We start from the raw sequence: 16,286 nt of genomic DNA on the forward strand, positions 1-16,286 counted from the left end.
CACCCACATCGTCAACCTGAGGGCGACATTATAGGACAGAGACGCAAATATCACGGACACTACCTCGGAGATCGCCACATTACGAGAGGAATAATTAAGAGTGTCGGGACGAATGGGGTATCCATGGCGGATCGTTTCAGCTACCGGGAGATTCGCGCGATGGAACGCGAGTACTGCCGCGAGAACGACAACATCGTCGGGTTCTTCGGCGGTACCGACGACAGCGGGACGGAGCGACCGTCGAACGACGACGAGCAGCGAAGCCGCTGATACTGTCGCGTACGTCTGTGAACGATTTCGTCACCCAAGAGTGGCGAGTCGCTGCACGAAGTGACAGCCAACAGTACGAAGCAGGGCACCGCCGCAGTGTCAGGCAGGTTCTCGTCGGGTGCCGACTCGTGACAGTGCCACGGCCAGCGCCGCGCCGAGTACCGGGAAGGCCGCCAGCGCGAGGAAGGTCCCGTCGGTGCCGACCGCCGAGAGGAGGATGCCGGACAGCGCCGCACCGCCCGCACCGACGCCGAAGTTCGCCAGGTAGGTGAACCCGTAGGACAGCCCCCGGTCGTCTGGCGGGCTGTACTCGGCAATAGTCGCCTGGTAGAGGGGCTGGATGGCAAAGAGGACGAAACCGAGCACCGCGCTGACGGCGAGCAGCGGCCCGAGACCGGCCCGGGCGGCCGGGACGAAAAGCACCGCGACGACCGCGAGGGCGGCGAAGACCCCGATCAGGCCGGTCGTCACCGAGATTCGGTCCGTGAGCTTCCCGCCAGCGTACTGGCCGGCGATCCCGACGGTCAGCAACCCGGCGTAGACGTAGGAGGCGAGGTCGAACTCCTCGGCCATCGGACTGCCGGGCTCGAAGAGTCTGACGTAGTCGGTGATCGGCGGGAGAAAGCCGCCGAGCACGTCCGGCAGGAAGGTGAGGACGCCGCGGTAGAACACGCCGTTCATCAGCACGACGCAGATCGCCAGCGCGAAGCCCGCGGTAAACAGCGTCCGCGTGCCGGTGACGAACTCGCCGAGCGAGGACGGCCCACCGTCGCGGCCCTCGTCCTCGCCGCCGTCCGTGCTGACGGCCGCCATCTCGTCGAACTCGGCTGTCACCGCGTAGCCGACCGCCAGCACCGCGGGGATCGAGAGCAGGCCCGCGACGGTCCGCCAGTCGAAGGCCAGCAAGAGCAACGCGGTCGCCAGCGGTCCGAACGCGATCCCGACGTTGCCGGCCATCCCGTGGTAGGCGAAGCCGGTGCCACGCTCTGACACGCCCGTCGAGAGCAAGGAGAGTCCGGCCGGGTGGTAGACGCTGGCGGCGACGCCCCACAGCCCCAGCGCGAGGGCGATCGTCGGGATGCCCGGCGCGAACCCGAGCAAGAGGAACGAGCCGCCCATCCCGAGCAGACAGCCGATCACGACGGTGCGGGCGCTCAGCAGGTCGGCGAGCACGCCACCCGGGAGCGCGCCGATGCCGAAGAGGGCGTAGCCGACGGCGACGATCGTCCCGAGCAGCGCCGTCGTCGTCGAGAACTGCTGGAGCCAGACGACGACGAAGATGGGGATCGACAGCTCGTAGGTGTGGACCGTCGCGTGTGCGAGCATCGCGAAGCCGACGATCGAGCGGTCGTTGTCGTTCATCAGTAGGTCCCGACGGGGACGCCGAGTGTCTCGAAGTCGCCCGGATTTGCTGTGAGGACTGGCTCGTCGAGAATAGCTGCGACGGCACCGATGTACGCGTCGTTCGTCTCGACACCGCTGTTCTCACCGGCATCGCGATCAGCGTCGGCGAGCAGTCGGCTCGCAGTCCGGGCAATCTCCTCGTCGACATCGACTCGGGGATAGCCCAGGAGCGCGTTCTGGACCTGTCGACGTTCTTCTTCGCTCGCCGTGTGGGTGACCCCGTAGTAGACCTCGGCGACGACGGGCGTCGGGAGCCACTGGACTTCCCCGCTGTCGGTCAGTTCCCTCCCGCGATCGATAGCTGTACGCTCGCCGTCCATCAGATCGAACACGTACGACGAATCGAGAATCACTCGTCGAATGCCTCCCGCGCCCGCTCCAGTCGGTCCTCGTCACGGCCGCCAAACCGCTCGGCAGCTGCCCGCGCTTCGTCGACTTGCTCCGACGAAAGAATCCCGGCGAGAGCTTCCGGTTCGGGTTCGCGAGTCAACCGTCTGAGCGTCTCGAACATCGTCTCGTCGTCCCGGTTGTGGGCTTTGACCCACGCGTGGTACTCGTCCGGAACCCGGATCATCTTGGTCATGGTGTAAATCCCGATTTACAGAGTGAAAAATCTGCTGCAGAGCCACCCCGGGGTGGCGAAATCATTTACAGATGTACAGCCGGCAGTATCAGAACCCGACGCTGCTCCCGTCCTTGCGCGGTTCGGTCGCGCCCGACAGCGTCCCGTCGGGCTCGCGGCGCGCGATCTGGCCGCCGCCGAACTGCCGGGGCGGGAGGACGGCCACGTCGTGTTCCCGTCGGGCGAGATCGGCACCGATCTCGCCGGCCAGCCGTTCCTCCAGCGCGAGGCGACCGTCCTCCATGTAGCGCCAGCGCGGCGCGTCGAAGGCCCGCTGGAGGGGCATCTCGTCGTCGACGAGGTTGCTGAGGACCTGGACGTGACCCTGCGGTTGCATGTACCCGCCCATGACGCCGAAGGCGGCCCAGTCCTCGTCGTCGAGTTCGACGAGGCCGGGGATCAGCGTGTGGAACGGCTTCTTGCCGGGTTCGAGCGTGTTCGGGTGGTCCGGGTCGAGCGAGAACGACGCGCCGCGATTCTGGAGGACGATCCCCGTGTCGGGGACGACGACGCCGCTGCCGAAGCCGTTGTACAGCGAGTTGATGAAGGAGACGACGTTGCCCGCCTCGTCGGCGACGGTCAGCAAGACCGTGTCGCTGTCCTCGTCGGGGAGTCCCGGCCCGCCGACGCTGACCTCTCCGGCGGTGTCCCCGACCGTCGCCGCCCGCTCGCTCGCGTACGCCGGGTCGTGGAGGTCCGGAACGGACTCGAAGTCGGGGTCGGTGATGTAGTGGTGGCCGTCGTGGAAGGCCCGCTTCATCGCCTCGGCGAAGTAGTGGACGCGCTCGGGCGAGCCCGCCGGGTGGTCTCCAGCGCCCAGTTCCGCGGCAATGTTGAGCGCCTCCAGCGCGATGAGTCCCTGGTTGTTCGGCGGCAGCTCGTAGACGGTCGCGCCGCCGTACGTCGTCGAGACGGGATCGACCACGTCGGGGGTAAAGCCCGCGAGGTCGTCGGCCGAGAGGAGACCGCCCTCGGCCTGCACGGCGTCGCCGATCTGCTCCGCGATCGCGCCCTCGTAGAAGGCGTCGGCTCCCTCGCGGGCGACGGTCTCGAACGTCTCGCCCAGCCCCGGCAGCGTGACAGTCTGGCCTACGGCGGGTGCCTCGCCGCCCGGCAGGTACGCCTCGCGGCCGGCGTCACTGACGAACCGCTGGGCACAGGCGGCCCAGGCGTCGGCGATGATCTCGCTGACGGGGTACCCCTCCGTCGCGTACTCGATGGCGGGCTGGAGCACCTCATCGAAGGCGAGCCGACCATGTTCCTCGACGGTGTGCTCCCAGCCCCGCGCCGCGCCCGGAACCGTGATCGCCAGCGGCCCGAAGTCGGGCATCTCGCCGTCGTCGACGCGGTCCCGGACGGCCTCGCGTGTTGCCCGCTCGGGTGCGCCCCCACAGCTCCGGAGCGCCCCCACCTCCCCGTCGGCCGTGCGATACAGCGCGAAGGCGTCCCCGCCGATACCGGTGCTCATGGGCTCGACGACGTTCAGCGCCGCCGCCGTGGCGACGGCCGCGTCGAAGGCGTTGCCGCCCGCACGGAGGAGCCTGATGCCCGCCTGTGCGGCCAGTGGCTGGCTCGTCGAGACGACACCGCGGTTCGCGTAGACGGTCGAACGACGCGAGTCGAACCGATCGAGGTCTGGGTCCATACTGCTGGCAAACGGGGACACGGGCAAAAACGTTGGTCCAGACCCCCATACTGCCGGAACTGCGGCGACGGTCCTGCTGGCTCGGACTATCGGGAGTCGACGCTGGAGCCGACCGGCGGCGTTTCGTGCTGAAACGCCTGGACTTCGACCGTCCGGCCGTCCGGGTCGGTCGCGAAGAACTGGTAGATCCCGAAGTCGTCGTTGGCCTCGGGCCGACCGGTGGCCACGTCGGCGAGGTCGGCGTGGCAGTCGTCGACGGCGGCCTCGTCTCCGAGGACGACGGTGACGATCCCGTCGGTTTCCGTCTCGGTCCCGTCGCAGAAACCCACGAGGAGGTTGTCGTACGAGAGGATCGTACAGCCCCCCTCCTGTTCGAGCCACACGTCGAAGCCGAGTCGATCGGTGTAAAACGAGACGGTCTCGGCACGGTTCTCGGTCCGGAAGAAGACGATCCCAGACATACCGCCACCGAGACGCGCCAGCCACGTGAGCGTGCCGGCGTCCGACCGTAAGCGGATTCGATCGCTGCCAGTGAACCAGAGACGGGATCGTGTGCAGGTGGACAGAAGCCCAGAGAATGCGAGACGACACCGCTCGACTGGACCGTCAACAACTGATGTCTACGTTTTGCAGGAACGCCGGTTTCTCGCCGCTACATCTGAAGGTGACGCGGAGACACGTCTCGCGCACCTCGCGCTCGTTACTGGTGAGAAGATCGCCGCGTGCCGTCTGGTCATCGACAACACCGTGGATTCCCACGGGCTCGAAGTTCTCGTCTGACGCTGTGACGACGGTCTCGCTGGTGTGTGACGAGACCTCGTGTGAGTGCCACGCGCGGAGTCTCTCGGCCGTCTCGACGGCGAAGTGAAACACCTGGTCTTCCCCCGTTCGGTTGTCGAGCGTAACCGCTAGCTTGGCGATGCGTGACTCGCTGGCAGTCGGTGCCGTACAGCCAGAGAGGAGCGCGACCACGGCACCGGTTCCGGTGAGAAAGCTGCGTCGAGTGGAGGGCACGTTTGTCTCGGACGGATCGTTCGGGTTAGATTTTTGAATATGTGTCGACCGGGCGAGGCCGGTCCCGGTCGTCACTGATGCTGGGAACTGGACGGTATCAGTCCCGGCACAGCCGTTCGACCGCTTCCTCGACGCGGACCGGGAGGTCCTCGAAGCCCGCCCGGTCGAACAGTTCGACGACGGTCGGGGGCGCGAGGCCGGCCTCGCGGAGTCGGTCGACGTCGGTCAGCACCTCGCGGGTCGATCCCGTCGCGACGACGCGCCCGTCGCGGCCGAGCAGGACGACCCGGTCGGCCACCGCCGCGACGAGGTCGGTGTCCGGTGTCGACGTGACGATCGTCACGCCGTCGTCGGCGAGATCGTCGAGGAGATCGAGCAGTGCGGCCTCGTTGTCACCGTCGACGTTCGACAGCGGTTCGTCCAGCAGGAGGACCTCCGGGTCGACCGAGAGCACGCTGGCGATGGCGGCGCGGCGCTGCTCGCCGCCGCTCAGCCGGAACGGGGGGCGATCGAGGAGGTGTTCGAGGTCGAACCGCCGGGCCAGCTCGGCGACCCGGCGGTCGGCTTCGGCGGCCGACAGCCCCAGCTGGGAGGGGCCGTACTCGATGTCTTCGCGCACGGTCGGGTTGAACAGGTACTCACCGGGGTCCTGAGTGAGCACGCCCAGCCGGTCGCGAACGGCGTCGGCCGGCTGGTCCGTCCCGAAGTAGCGAACAGCGCCCTCGTCGGGCGCTAACAGCCCGCCCAGCAGGAGCAAGAGCGTGGACTTGCCCGCGCCGTTGGGGCCGAGCAGCGCGACCCGTTCGCCGGCCTCGATCGTCAGGTCGACGCCGTCGACGGCGGTCGTCCCGTCCTCGTAGCGGTAGGCCAGTCCCGACGCTTCGATCACCGGGGCCGCCGTCACGCGGCGATCACCCGAACCACGACGGCGGCGACGAGCAACAGCGCGAACGCCGCGTCGGCACGGCCCAGCGACCCCGACCGGTCGTACGGTCGCATGCGCGTGCCACCGCGAGCGCGAGCGGCCCGCTGGACCCGTTCGCCGCGGTCGAGCGAGCGCAGGAGGAAGGTGCCCAGAAACGAGCCCGACCGTGCCCAGCGACCCTGGAGCGAGCCACGCGAGAACGTGCGGCTCCGGCGAGCGTGGGCCATCCGTTCGAGTTCCCGGAAGAACAACAGTAGCGACCGGTACGTGACCGCGAGGAGGGTGATCGCCAGCGGCGGGACCCGAAGACGACGAAGGGCCGTCACCAGCGGGCCGAAGCCGGTCGTCAGCAACAGCACGGACAGCAGTGCGAGCGAGGCCGTCACACGGACCAGGAAGACCGCGACGTAGGTCACTCCCGTCGCCGAGAGCGAGAGCGGGCCGAGCGCCGCGACGGTCGGTCCCGGCTGGAGGACAGCCTGTGGCGCGACGACGGCGGCCGAGGCCAGCACTGGCAGTGCGATCCGTCGGCCGAGCGTCAGGGGCGCGATCCGCGAGCCGATCGCCAGTCCCAGCGGGAGGGCGGCCAGCCCACAGAGGATCACGAGGTCGTCGGTCACGACCGCGATCACGAGAAGCGAGAGGACGCCGACCAGCTTCAGCGCCGGGTCGACGGCCTGCATGAAGCCGTCGCGTCGCGGCGTCCGGGTCGTCACGAGAAACGACTGGGCCTCGTCGCTGACCGCCGCGACGGTGCGGTCGAGTGCGTCCATCAGTCGGCGAGCAGCCGTGCGATCGCCGTGGCGACGACGAGGGTCAGCGCCGTCCCGACGACCGCCGAGACGAACGTCCCCACCAGCGGGTCGACGCCGGGGATCGTGTAGTCCGGCAGCAGTCCGGGGTTGTAGGTCACCTCGTGTGCCATCGCACCCGTGCGCTCTGCGGCGTTCTCCAGTGGTTCTGCGTAGCCGACTCGGCCGGCCGCCCACGCGAACAGCGGCGAGACCGCGACGAGTGCGCCGATCGCGAGCAGGCTCCGGCGAACCCACGAACGGTCCCAGGCGTCGCTGGCGACGCTCACGCGGCCACCTCCGTCGTCGTCGCGGTCGGGAACAGATCCGGTCGGGCGTCGGCGACGTAGCGGTAGACGACGGCCGTGATCCCGCCCTCGATCAGCCCCAGGAGGAGGTGACCGACCCCCATGATGGAGACGGTCGTCACCAGCTCGTAGGCGAACGCCGAGGAGGCACCGAGCTGGAGCGCGGCGGCCACGGCACCGGCCGTGATCCCCAGCCAGCCCGCGACGAAGGCGGCCACGAACTCGTTGTGGCCGGCCAGCAGCCGGTAGAGACCGTAGCCGACGTACACCTCGACGACGGCCATGTTCAGGACGTTCGCGCCGAGGACGACGAGCCCCCCGTCACCGAACACGAGCGCCTGGATCGTCACGACGGTGGCGACACAGAGCGCACCGAGGTGGGGACCGAGCAAGATCGCGGCGAACGCGCCGCCGACGAAGTGAGCGCTGGTGCCGCCGGGAATCGGCCAGTTGAGCAGCTGTGCAGCGAACAGGCCGGCGGCGACGATACCGAGCACCGGCGCAGTGGTGTCCGTGAGGTCGCCGTCGGCACGCCGTGCGGCGACGACGAGCGTCCCGCCAGCGAGGACGGCACAGACGACGGCGATCCACAGATCGAGAAATCCGTCCGGAATGTGCATACGCTCCGGTCCGAGCGCGAACAAATAATACTTTCTCATTGCTCAGTAATACTCGGGGAGAGCGCAGTTGGACACGCTCTTGCCCGCCCCCGTCGTAGCCGGGGTCATGAGCGACGATCTGGACCGGATCAGTCTCACGCTCCCGGCAGAGATGACCACGCGACTCGACGACATCGTCGACGACTGGGAGTACGACAGCCGTTCGGAGGCGATCAGAGACGCTCTGCGTGACTTCTTCGGTGCCTACGAGTGGGAGTCGGCCGACGACACCGTCCACCACGGCACCGTCGTCGTCGTCCACGACCACCACGTCGACGGGATCGCCGACCAGCTTCAGACGATCCAACACGAGATGGCCGACCTGATCACGTCGGTCCAGCACATCCACCTCTCGCACGACACCTGCATGGAGACGCTGGTCGTCGAGGGGGCGGGCACTGCGATCACCGAACTGGCGAACCGCCTGCGGGCGATCGGCGGCGTCAATCAGGTCAAGGTCGTCGTCGTCGGCGACTGATCGCGCCGGGCGTCGGGGAGCGCCGCGTCACCACCGCCCCGAACTGCGAACCCACCAAGCTATTACGACGGCGTGAGCGTCCCGTCGCGTATGCCGGCCAAATCAGGCGCTTCACACTCGACGGGCTATCTCGTCAGCGTCGTCGTCAGCGGACTGTTGATCGAACACATCCTGGCGTTCGCGCCGTCGTTCCGGCGCGTGTCCCGGATCGCCGGTGAGCTCCTCACCGCGTACACGAACGTCCCGATCTCCGAGGAAGCCGCCGGAATGTTGCTCGTGACGGCGGTCCTCGTCGGCGTCTGGGGCGTCGGCTACCACCTCTATCGGCACTGAGGGCTGTCGTGCCGCGAGGGACGGGCTTTTTACCACCTGTCCCGAAGGCAGGATATGGATATTGTACCGGACACGAGCGTGGTCATCGACGGCCGCGTGTCCGAGCGGATCGAAGCCGACGCGGATCCCGACTCCGAGGTCGAGGGGACGGGCTTTGCGGGCGCGACCGTCGTCGTCCCCGAAGCGGTCGTGGGCGAACTCGAAGCACAGGCCAACGACGGCCGAGAGACCGGGTGGGAGGGGCTCGAAGAGCTCCAGCGCCTGGTCTCGCTGGACGAGGACGGCACCATCGACGTGGAGTACGTCGGCCGTCGCCCCGACGCCGTCGAGAAGCGCGAGGCCGGCGAAGGCGAGATCGACGCGCTCATCCGGGACGTGGCACAGGACCGCGGGGCGACGCTGGTGACCAGCGACGACGTGCAGGCCGAGGTCGCCAGCGCGAAGGGCATCCCCGTGGAGTTTCTGGACCCGATCGAGCGGACGGTCGATCGTCTGACCATCGAGAACTTCTTCGACGAGGCCACGATGAGCGTCCACCTCAAGGTCGGCGTCGCGCCCTTCGCCAAGCGCGGGTCGATCGGCGACATGGCCTACCAGCCGATCCGAGACGACCCCGCGACCGAGGAGGAGCTGCGATCGTACGCCGCCGACATCGAGGAGGCGGCCCACGCCAGTCCCGAGGGGTTCGTCGAGCTGTCCGAGCCGGGCATGACGATCATCCAGTACCGGGACTTCCGGATCGCCATCGCGCGTCCGCCCTTCTCGGACGCCCTTGAGATCACGGCCGTCAGACCGATCGTCAAGACGGAACTTGACGACTACGAACACGCCGACGAGCTGCGCGACCGGCTCACCGACCACCAGCGGGGCGTCCTCATCTCGGGCTCGCCCGGTGCCGGGAAGTCGACGTTCGCCCAGGCCGTCGGGGAGTTCCTCGTCGACGCCGACTACGCCGTCAAGACGATGGAAAAGCCCCGCGACCTCCAGGTCGGCGACGAGATCACCCAGTACACCGAGCTGGGCGGCTCCATGGAGAAGACCGCCGACTCGCTGTTGATGGTCCGGCCGGACTACACCATCTACGACGAGGTGCGCAAGACCGACGACTTCGAGGTCTTCGCCGACATGCGACTGGCCGGCGTCGGGATGATCGGCGTCGTCCACGCGACGCGGGCCATCGACGCCCTGCAACGGCTGATCGGCCGTGTCGAACTCGGGCTGATCCCACAGATCGTCGACACCGTCATCTACATCGAGGCCGGCGAGGTCCACACCGTCTACGACGTGACGACGGAGGTCAAGGTCCCCGACGGCCTGATGGAGGAGGACCTGGCTCGCCCGGTCATCCTCATCCGAGACTTCGAGACCGGCGAGCCCAAGTACGAGATCTACACGTTCAACCGGCAGGTCGTCACGGTGCCACTGGACGACGGGGACGGCGGGCCGGGCACCGACTCGGGCGTCGACCGCATCGCGAAGCAGGAAATCGAGCGAGAGATCCGCTCGATCGCACACGGCCACGTCGAGGTCGAACTCAAGAGTCCCGACACCGCCGTCGTCTGGGTCGAAGAGAGCGACATCTCGCAGGTCATCGGCAAGGGCGGCGGGCGCATCACGGACGTAGAGAACCGCCTGGGCATCGACATCGACGTGCGCACGCTAGCCGAGAAGCCGAGCGGCTCCTCGGCGTCGAGTACCTCGGGGTCGGGCGCGAACGCGCCGGGCCAGATCGTCACCCCGGATATCACCTCCCGGCACGTCCAGATCCCGATGGACGGCCACCAGGGCGACACCGTGGAAGTGCAGGCCGACGGCGAGTACCTCTTCACCGCGACGGTCTCGCGGGGCGGCGAGATCCAGGTCTCGCGTGGCTCCGCCATCGCCGAAGAACTAGAGCAGGCCATCGACCGCGGCAAGACGATCACCGTCGTTCCATCGTAGCGAACGCATCCGCGCCTCTGGCGCGGTTCACAGCCACGAGCGAAGCGAGTGGCTGCCTTTTCATCGACGTTTTTGCAAGTGGGGTGCCCGCAGCGAACGGAGTGAGCGAGGACATCCCCCGCAGCAAAAAGGTCGTGGAGCAGGCCATCGACCGCGGCAAGACGATCACGGTCGTCCCCGCATAGACGAGCGGGGGACGGGACAGCTGCCGTTGTGAGTGGTTCCCGCGACTACCGGAATCGGACGCCGAGGTCGTGGAGCCCGTCGTTGTGTCGGGCGACGTTGATCAGCAGCGGCGTCAGTCCCTCGATCTCCGCGGCGTTGGCTAGCGGGCCGCCGTCGAGCGCGCGCAGTCCCTCGATCGACTCGGCCAGTTCGATCACGGTGTCTTTGGCGTCGGGCTCGTCGCCGACGACGACGGTGTCCCAGTCGAGGTCGGCGTCGAGGTCGGCGAGCCGGCCGGCCGCGAGGTTGTGGAACGCGCCGACGACGGGTACGTCGTCGGGCGCAGCGTCGGCCGCGAGCTGCGTGACGCTGCCGACGCCGGGCCGGTTGTAGTGGAAGCCGTCCTCGTCGCGTTTCATGCCCACCGCGGGGGAGACGAGTACGTCGTCCGAGGAGAGTTCGTCCGCGATGGACTCGACGGTGTCGGTGAGGTGGTAGGCCGGGACGGCAGTGACGATCACGTCCGCGCGCTGGGCGGCCTCGACGTTGCCCAGTCCCTCGACGCTCGCGTCACGGCCGCGCTCGTCGAGTGCCGTCGCGTACTCCGTCGCTTTCGCTGCTGCACGTTCCGGATCGCGCGAGCCGACGAGCACGTCGTGGGCGGAGTCAGCGGCCCACCGCAGTGCCAGTCCCTCGCCGATGTCGCCAGTGCCACCGAGTAGGGCGATTTCCATACCGAAAGGCTGGAGCGAACACCGAATAAGTGTTGTCACACTCCCGCTACTTGCCGATGTCTGGCGCTCGTGTGTCGCCCAGACAGCTGTAGAGAGAGTCGTCGTACGGTCGACCGGGCGAACGGCGACGAGACTCCGTCTCGTACTGCCGGCTGAACCTTCGCCACCCCGGGGTGGCGAAATCGGTCACAGATGTACAGCCGGTCGTGTCAGTCGTCGCCCAGGAGCGGCGGTCCCGGCTCGCCCCGGAGCACGATCAGGTACGCGAGGACGAGCGACAGCACGACCCACTGGACGCCGACGAACAGCTGCGAGGCGGGGTCCGGGGGGACGACGAGTACGCCGAGGACGAGCCCGAACACCGCGAGCGTCACGGTGAGGCCGACGAACCACAGCAGATCCGTTCGATCCATACCGTTCGATCGGTCCCGAACGGGCAAAAAGAGCGACCCTAACGGTCCGTCGACCGCGGGGAGAGCAGGTCGGGGAGGTCGTCGACGCTCTCGACGACGGCGGCCGCGCCGGCACGGCTGAACTTCTGTCGTCCCGTCTCGCCCGTGAGCCCACCGGTGAGGACGCCGATACCGTCGTACACTCGGTCGTCGGCCTCGTTGGCGTTGACGGCCGTCCGCACGTCGTCGAGCGTGTCCCCGGCGAAGGCGATCCGGTCGGCGTCGAAGCGCTCGGCCAGCGTCACCAGCGCGTGGGGGTCGGGCTTGCCGGCCTCCCAGTCGTCCATCGTGAAGCGGTGCTCGTCGGCCACGTCGAGGCCGGCCCGTTCCAGCGCGATGTCGGCCTCTGCGGCCGGGCGGCCGGTGACGACGCCCACGTCGTAGTCGGCCTGCAGGGCCGCGATCGTCTCCGGATCGACGATGACCGGCTCGTCGTTGACGAACCCCGGCTCGGCGATGCGGGGCTCGCGGCCCTCGATCTCGCGGTACAGCTCCGCGCCCAGATAGAGCAGCTGGAACACGTCCCGGAGCTGGTCGGGGTCCCAGGCGTCGAAGACGTCCTCGCGGGCGTTTGGCGTCAGCGCCTCCCGGACGATCGCCTCGGCGGCGTCTCGTCCACCGCCCCGCTTGGCGATCCCGTCGGTGAAGGTCTCGACCGTCTGGTCGAGCCCCTCGCGGCTCGCGAGCACGTACAGCGCCCCGGCGTGTGTCAGCTCCCAGTCGTTGTTGAACCCGCCAGCGTCCTTGAACGACTGGATCGCCGACCGGTCGATCGTCTCGCCGTACAGCCGCTCGATGGACTCGACGATGGCCCGTCGGTAGGAGTCGGCCACGTCGACGAGCACGCCGTCGATGTCCAGGACGACCGCATCCACGTGCATACCACCCGGAAGGTGGCCGCCGGTCATTTCACTTGTCTTTCGGACCGTCCTCGCGGACGCGGTACAGCGTCTCGCCGCCGGGCAGTTGCTCGCGGTCGACCGCGACGGCGGGCGGGTCGCCGCCGAGCGTCGTGAAGGAACACGCCAGACCGTGCTCGCGGGCGAGGGCGCGCAGCGGACGGTGCAGTTCGGGCGGGCAGTTCAGCGCGTAGACGGCCTCGGCGTCGTCGTAGACGCCCGGTGCTGGATCGGTCACGTCGTCCAGGACGAAGGTGAGCCCCCGCGGCACGTCTCGCCGAACCACGTCCGTGACGGTCACGTCGACGCCCCGCTGGGCGAGTCGTCGTGCCACGTCCGGCCGTCGGCCGACGCCGACCTCGACGACGCGCTCGAAGTCGGCCAATCGAGCGACGAGAGCGCTGCGTGGGTCGTTCACGGCGGGATGTTTATGTCACATCGGCACATATGGCTTCGCATGCACGTTGACGTCGTGCCGGTGGGAGACGTCTCGGCACGGGTCAAGCGCGAGGCCTCCAAGGGACTGCGGACCGTCTACGACTGCGAGGTCTCGATGCACGAACCCCAACCGATCCCCACCGGTGCGTACGACGGCAACCGGGACCAGTACCGGGCCGAGGAGTTCATCGATCTCGCCCAGCGGATCGGGAGCGGTGAGAAGAACATCGCGATCACGCCACAGGACCTGTACTACCGGCGGCGCAACTACGTCTTCGGCCTGGCCTACCTCAGTGGCAGCGGGAGCGTCATCTCGACACACCGGCTCCAGACCTCCTCCGACGGCGGCTTCTCGAATCGGTCGGCGAGCGACATCTTCGGCGACCGGGTCCGGAAGGAGGTCGTCCACGAGATCGGCCACACGCTGGGCCTGGAACACTGTGACAACGAACGCTGCGTGATGAAGTTCTCCCCCACGGTCCGCGAGGTCGACGTCAAAGAGCAGTCGCTGTGTGGCTCCTGTGCGACACAGGTGACGTAGTCGCTCTCCTGAGTGCGGTCTCGTCGCTGACTCCCGTCGACGAGCAGCCGCTGACGACGACGAGAGGCGATGGTGCCAACTCAGTTAGGTATCGTCGTTATTGTGCATGTTAACTTATGCCACAGTGTATGAGCAAGACACAGGAGTCCGCCCGTATCGACGAACTCGGAGACATCTTCGTGTCGGTCACCGGTGACGACGCCGTGACCGAGTCACAGGACCGGGCGGCCAAGCGCAGCGACCGCGAGCTCCCAGACGACGGCGGCGGCGTCGACATTGAGGACGGACTGGACGACGCCGTCGACGGGGCAGAGGTCGGAGAACCGGATCCCGTGTCCTAGAGCCGCGGGTCTCTCGATCACCACTTACTCGGCCGGATCGAACCCACTGAGCCCCAGCGCGGTCCCGGCGGTGCTACAGAGATAGCCAAGCACCGTGAGCGGTCGGTTCGGTTCCCCGAAGCACGTGTATCCCAGCTGCGTCTCCTGGGGCCATCCGAAGTAGAAAACGTTTGCACCCCAGTCGTACGCGAACTGCCAAGTCGCGTTCTCCCGGAGCAGCGGCTGTCGACACGCGCCACCGGCGACGCCGATCCAGAACACGAGCACGCCGAGGAAGAAGAGACCGGCAGGACGACGATACCGCTGGAACCGTCCGATGGCAGCCACTCCGAGCAGGAGCGCCGAGAGCAGGACGACCGCGCGGAAGAACTGGCGGTCCCACCCCCACTCCGTCCCGAACGTGACGAACAGCGACCCACCGAGCAGGACCGCTGTGAGGACGAACGATAGGAGCAGACGGGCGGGGCGAACGTCACTCGCTTCGCCCGGAATCATCTACGGCGCGTAGTAGTACTCACCGTCGCGTTTCTGCTGGCGGTCGAGCTGCGATCCCGGTTTGTTGATCCGGGGCCGGGAGGTCCGTTCGTCCCGGCGGAAGGTCACGTCGAGGTTCGAGAGGAACTGGTTCATCCCCTCGCGCATCTCGACGGGCGGGCTGGCGTGGCCCTGCTTTGCCGGCTCGCCGTCGAAGACCAGCAGTCGATCCGAGAGGAGATCGATCATGTAGATGTCGTGGTCGATGACCATCGCCGTCGCGTCGTGGTTCTCCGCGTACCGTCGGATCGCGCTCGTCGCGAGCACACGCTGTTCCACGTCTAGGTGGGCCGAGGGCTCGTCCAGCAGGTAGAGGTCGGCGTCCTCCGAGAGACACGCCGCGATGGCGACGCGCTGGCGCTCCCCGCCAGAGAGATCGGTGAGTTGCTGCTCCATCACCGCATCGAGCTGGAGGGGCTGGGCGATCTCGGTGTTCCAGTACGACGAGCCAAAGTCGTCCGTGATCGAGGACAGGAAGGCGTCGACCCGCATCGGCTGGTCGATCTCGATGTACTGGGGCTTGTACGCGATGTCGAGGTCGGCGTCGACGGTTCCCGCGTCGGGTTCGAGCCGTCCAGCCAGCAGCTTCGCGAACGTCGACTTCCCGATTCCGTTCGGGCCGACGACGCCCAGCACCTCGCTCTCGCGGATCTGGCCGGCCTCGACGTCCAGCGAGAACTCGCCGTCGCCGTAGGACTTCGTGAGGTCGGGGTACTCGGCGACCACGTCGCCCGTCGACACCGAGCGTGGGGCGTGTTCCTCGAACTCGATCTCCTGCTGGCGAAAGCGCATGTTCTCGTTGTCGAGATAGCCAGAGAGGTACTCGTTGATGCCGTTTTTCGTCGACTTCGGGCTGGTGATGATCCCGTACGCGCCGGGCTCACCGTAGGCGACGTGGAGCGCGTCGGCCAGCAGGTCCAGGATCGCCAGGTCGTGCTCGACGACCAGCATCGACCGGTCCTCGTCCTCGGCCAGCTCCTGGATCAGCTGGGCGGCGGTCATCCGCTGTCCGATGTCCAGGTACGGGGTGATCTCGTCGAGGAAGTAGAAGTCCGCGTCGCGAGCGAGCGTCGCGACCAGCGCGACCCGCTGGAGCTCCCCGCCAGAGAGGTCGTCGATGTGGTTGTCGACGACCGGGGCGATCCCCGTCCGCTCGATCAGGTCGTCCAGCGCACCGCGTTCGTCGGTTCGTTCGAGCAGCTCGCTGGCTGTCCCGTCGAACTGATCGGGGATCTGGTCGACGTACTGGGGCTTGCGTGCGACGGTCATGTCGCCGTCCCGCAGGTCTTCGAGGTAGTCCTGCAGTTCGGTGCCCCGATACTCGTCGATGACGGCCTCCCAGGCCGGCTCCTCGTCGAACCGACCGAGGTTCGGCGTCATCTCGTCGGCGAGGATGTGGACGGCCGTCGTCTTCCCGATCCCGTTCGGGCCGAGGATCCCGGTGACCCGACCCTCCTGGGGGGCGGGCAGACCGTACAGCGCGAAGGAGTTCTCGCCGTAGCGGTGGACCGGCTCGTCGCCGAGTTCCTGTGGGAGGTTGATGATCTCGATGGCGTCGAAGGGACACTTCTCGACGCAGATCCCACAGGACTCGCCCAGACAGATCTCCTCGGAGATCCACACCTGGTCGTCGCTGCCGGCGTAGTTGTCGTCCTCGTCGTACGCGTCGCCGCGCTTGACGATGCACTCCTTGCCCGTCCGGTTGGGCGGGCAGAAGTTCATGCACTCGTAGTTACAGCGGTCGGGCTGACATCGGTCGAGGTCGACGACCGCAATGCTATCGTCGGCCATG

Annotated in this window: 21 protein-coding genes and 1 pseudogene; 6 read left to right on the forward strand and 16 right to left on the reverse strand. The window is 67.7% G+C overall.

The genetic code is table 11. The features are described from left to right. Window positions 1–123: 123 nt before the first annotated feature. A complete protein-coding gene (locus AC5FRZ_RS14425; RefSeq protein ID WP_208627186.1) occupies window positions 124–270 on the forward strand; it encodes a hypothetical protein in 147 nt (48 codons plus the stop codon). A gap of 99 nt (window positions 271–369) precedes the next feature. Here AC5FRZ_RS14425 and AC5FRZ_RS14430 read toward each other — a convergent pair whose 3' ends face one another. The 10 genes and pseudogenes from AC5FRZ_RS14430 to AC5FRZ_RS14475 all read right to left on the reverse strand — a co-directional run bounded on the left by AC5FRZ_RS14430 (window position 370) and on the right by AC5FRZ_RS14475 (window position 7,599). Further along, complete coding sequence (locus tag AC5FRZ_RS14430; RefSeq protein ID WP_493564936.1) at window positions 370–1,632, reverse strand: MFS transporter; 1,263 nt, start codon at window positions 1,630–1,632, stop codon at window positions 370–372. Beyond that, window positions 1,632–2,027 carry a PIN domain-containing protein gene (locus AC5FRZ_RS14435; protein ID WP_170092584.1) on the reverse strand — a complete coding sequence of 132 codons (396 nt, stop codon included), beginning with the start codon at window positions 2,025–2,027 and terminating at the stop codon, window positions 1,632–1,634. Before AC5FRZ_RS14435 ends, AC5FRZ_RS14430 begins: the two co-directional genes overlap by 1 nt. Continuing rightward, complete coding sequence (locus tag AC5FRZ_RS14440) at window positions 2,024–2,257, reverse strand: hypothetical protein (RefSeq protein WP_493564937.1); 234 nt, start codon at window positions 2,255–2,257, stop codon at window positions 2,024–2,026. The genes AC5FRZ_RS14435 and AC5FRZ_RS14440 overlap by 4 nt, the downstream gene beginning before the upstream one ends. Before the next feature lie 88 nt (window positions 2,258–2,345). Then, window positions 2,346–3,941 carry a gamma-glutamyltransferase gene (ggt, locus tag AC5FRZ_RS14445; protein ID WP_170092586.1) on the reverse strand — a complete coding sequence of 532 codons (1,596 nt, stop codon included), beginning with the start codon at window positions 3,939–3,941 and terminating at the stop codon, window positions 2,346–2,348. Between the two features lie 86 nt (window positions 3,942–4,027). Continuing rightward, on the reverse strand, window positions 4,028–4,402 hold the full coding sequence (locus tag AC5FRZ_RS14450) for a VOC family protein (RefSeq protein ID WP_372480213.1): 375 nt from the start codon (window positions 4,400–4,402) through the stop codon (window positions 4,028–4,030). Window positions 4,403–4,547: 145 nt separating this feature from the next. Further along, on the reverse strand, window positions 4,548–4,955 hold the full coding sequence (locus tag AC5FRZ_RS14455) for a hypothetical protein (protein WP_372480212.1): 408 nt from the start codon (window positions 4,953–4,955) through the stop codon (window positions 4,548–4,550). Between the two features lie 97 nt (window positions 4,956–5,052). Next, window positions 5,053–5,805, reverse strand: a pseudogene (locus AC5FRZ_RS14460) (energy-coupling factor ABC transporter ATP-binding protein); the annotation flags it as partial. Window positions 5,806–5,855: 50 nt separating this feature from the next. Next, window positions 5,856–6,653 (reverse strand): cobalt ECF transporter T component CbiQ, encoded by a 798-nt coding sequence (gene cbiQ, locus AC5FRZ_RS14465; protein WP_493564938.1) that lies wholly within the window; start codon window positions 6,651–6,653, stop codon window positions 5,856–5,858. Further along, on the reverse strand, window positions 6,653–6,961 hold the full coding sequence (locus tag AC5FRZ_RS14470; RefSeq protein ID WP_170092590.1) for a PDGLE domain-containing protein: 309 nt from the start codon (window positions 6,959–6,961) through the stop codon (window positions 6,653–6,655). Before AC5FRZ_RS14470 ends, cbiQ begins: the two co-directional genes overlap by 1 nt. After that, the gene (locus tag AC5FRZ_RS14475) at window positions 6,958–7,599 is read right to left on the reverse strand and encodes an energy-coupling factor ABC transporter permease (RefSeq protein ID WP_170092591.1); all 642 of its coding nucleotides are present in this window, start codon (window positions 7,597–7,599) and stop codon (window positions 6,958–6,960) included. The genes AC5FRZ_RS14470 and AC5FRZ_RS14475 overlap by 4 nt, the downstream gene beginning before the upstream one ends. Before the next feature lie 106 nt (window positions 7,600–7,705). On the opposite strand from AC5FRZ_RS14475, the gene nikR reads away from it, so the two are divergent. The 3 genes from nikR (at window position 7,706) to AC5FRZ_RS14490 (ending at window position 10,390) form a co-directional block, all read left to right on the forward strand. Further along, window positions 7,706–8,116: a nickel-responsive transcriptional regulator NikR gene (gene nikR / locus AC5FRZ_RS14480; protein WP_012807829.1), complete on the forward strand. Its 411-nt coding sequence runs from the start codon at window positions 7,706–7,708 to the stop codon at window positions 8,114–8,116. 90 nt (window positions 8,117–8,206) lie between these two features. Then, window positions 8,207–8,449: a hypothetical protein gene (locus tag AC5FRZ_RS14485; protein ID WP_012807830.1), complete on the forward strand. Its 243-nt coding sequence runs from the start codon at window positions 8,207–8,209 to the stop codon at window positions 8,447–8,449. Between the two features lie 54 nt (window positions 8,450–8,503). Then, window positions 8,504–10,390, forward strand: a complete 1,887-nt coding sequence (locus AC5FRZ_RS14490) for a PINc/VapC family ATPase (RefSeq protein WP_493564939.1) — start codon at window positions 8,504–8,506, stop codon at window positions 10,388–10,390. Window positions 10,391–10,620: 230 nt separating this feature from the next. Here AC5FRZ_RS14490 and npdG read toward each other — a convergent pair whose 3' ends face one another. From npdG to AC5FRZ_RS14510, 4 genes are all read right to left on the reverse strand, one after another. Beyond that, entirely contained in the window at window positions 10,621–11,289 is a 669-nt protein-coding gene (gene npdG, locus AC5FRZ_RS14495) for an NADPH-dependent F420 reductase (protein WP_493564940.1), read from the reverse strand. 209 nt (window positions 11,290–11,498) lie between these two features. Further along, complete coding sequence (locus AC5FRZ_RS14500; protein ID WP_012807834.1) at window positions 11,499–11,702, reverse strand: hypothetical protein; 204 nt, start codon at window positions 11,700–11,702, stop codon at window positions 11,499–11,501. Window positions 11,703–11,740: 38 nt separating this feature from the next. After that, window positions 11,741–12,622 carry a TIGR01548 family HAD-type hydrolase gene (locus tag AC5FRZ_RS14505; protein ID WP_170092595.1) on the reverse strand — a complete coding sequence of 294 codons (882 nt, stop codon included), beginning with the start codon at window positions 12,620–12,622 and terminating at the stop codon, window positions 11,741–11,743. Between the two features lie 28 nt (window positions 12,623–12,650). After that, entirely contained in the window at window positions 12,651–13,058 is a 408-nt protein-coding gene (locus AC5FRZ_RS14510; RefSeq protein ID WP_170092596.1) for a UPF0146 family protein, read from the reverse strand. A 39-nt stretch (window positions 13,059–13,097) separates the two neighbouring features. Here AC5FRZ_RS14510 and AC5FRZ_RS14515 point away from each other — a divergent pair, with 39 nt between their 5' ends. Further along, window positions 13,098–13,619 (forward strand): archaemetzincin family Zn-dependent metalloprotease, encoded by a 522-nt coding sequence (locus AC5FRZ_RS14515; protein ID WP_153554451.1) that lies wholly within the window; start codon window positions 13,098–13,100, stop codon window positions 13,617–13,619. Window positions 13,620–13,747: 128 nt separating this feature from the next. Next, entirely contained in the window at window positions 13,748–13,960 is a 213-nt protein-coding gene (locus AC5FRZ_RS14520; protein ID WP_018256606.1) for a hypothetical protein, read from the forward strand. Window positions 13,961–13,984: 24 nt separating this feature from the next. Here AC5FRZ_RS14520 and AC5FRZ_RS14525 read toward each other — a convergent pair whose 3' ends face one another. Beyond that, window positions 13,985–14,455 (reverse strand): hypothetical protein, encoded by a 471-nt coding sequence (locus AC5FRZ_RS14525; RefSeq protein WP_493564941.1) that lies wholly within the window; start codon window positions 14,453–14,455, stop codon window positions 13,985–13,987. Beyond that, window positions 14,456–16,285: a ribosome biogenesis/translation initiation ATPase RLI gene (locus AC5FRZ_RS14530; protein ID WP_153554454.1), complete on the reverse strand. Its 1,830-nt coding sequence runs from the start codon at window positions 16,283–16,285 to the stop codon at window positions 14,456–14,458. It lies immediately after the preceding gene. Window position 16,286: the final 1 nt, after the last annotated feature.

The organism is Halomicrobium sp. HArcht1-1, assembly GCF_058933285.1.

Coding starts and splice junctions, on each gene's coding strand:
- AC5FRZ_RS14425 (WP_208627186.1), top strand. CDS start 124: ATGGCGGATCGTTTCAGCTACCGGGAGATTCGCGCGATGGAACGCGAG.
- AC5FRZ_RS14430 (WP_493564936.1), bottom strand. CDS start 1,632: ATGAACGACAACGACCGCTCGATCGTCGGCTTCGCGATGCTCGCACAC.
- AC5FRZ_RS14440 (WP_493564937.1), bottom strand. CDS start 2,257: ATGACCAAGATGATCCGGGTTCCGGACGAGTACCACGCGTGGGTCAAA.
- ggt (WP_170092586.1), bottom strand. CDS start 3,941: ATGGACCCAGACCTCGATCGGTTCGACTCGCGTCGTTCGACCGTCTAC.
- AC5FRZ_RS14450 (WP_372480213.1), bottom strand. CDS start 4,402: ATGTCTGGGATCGTCTTCTTCCGGACCGAGAACCGTGCCGAGACCGTC.
- cbiQ (WP_493564938.1), bottom strand. CDS start 6,653: ATGGACGCACTCGACCGCACCGTCGCGGCGGTCAGCGACGAGGCCCAG.
- AC5FRZ_RS14475 (WP_170092591.1), bottom strand. CDS start 7,599: ATGCACATTCCGGACGGATTTCTCGATCTGTGGATCGCCGTCGTCTGT.
- nikR (WP_012807829.1), top strand. CDS start 7,706: ATGAGCGACGATCTGGACCGGATCAGTCTCACGCTCCCGGCAGAGATG.
- AC5FRZ_RS14485 (WP_012807830.1), top strand. CDS start 8,207: ATGCCGGCCAAATCAGGCGCTTCACACTCGACGGGCTATCTCGTCAGC.
- AC5FRZ_RS14490 (WP_493564939.1), top strand. CDS start 8,504: ATGGATATTGTACCGGACACGAGCGTGGTCATCGACGGCCGCGTGTCC.
- npdG (WP_493564940.1), bottom strand. CDS start 11,289: ATGGAAATCGCCCTACTCGGTGGCACTGGCGACATCGGCGAGGGACTG.
- AC5FRZ_RS14500 (WP_012807834.1), bottom strand. CDS start 11,702: ATGGATCGAACGGATCTGCTGTGGTTCGTCGGCCTCACCGTGACGCTC.
- AC5FRZ_RS14505 (WP_170092595.1), bottom strand. CDS start 12,622: ATGCACGTGGATGCGGTCGTCCTGGACATCGACGGCGTGCTCGTCGAC.
- AC5FRZ_RS14515 (WP_153554451.1), top strand. CDS start 13,098: ATGCACGTTGACGTCGTGCCGGTGGGAGACGTCTCGGCACGGGTCAAG.
- AC5FRZ_RS14520 (WP_018256606.1), top strand. CDS start 13,748: ATGAGCAAGACACAGGAGTCCGCCCGTATCGACGAACTCGGAGACATC.
- AC5FRZ_RS14525 (WP_493564941.1), bottom strand. CDS start 14,455: ATGATTCCGGGCGAAGCGAGTGACGTTCGCCCCGCCCGTCTGCTCCTA.
- AC5FRZ_RS14530 (WP_153554454.1), bottom strand. CDS start 16,285: ATGGCCGACGATAGCATTGCGGTCGTCGACCTCGACCGATGTCAGCCC.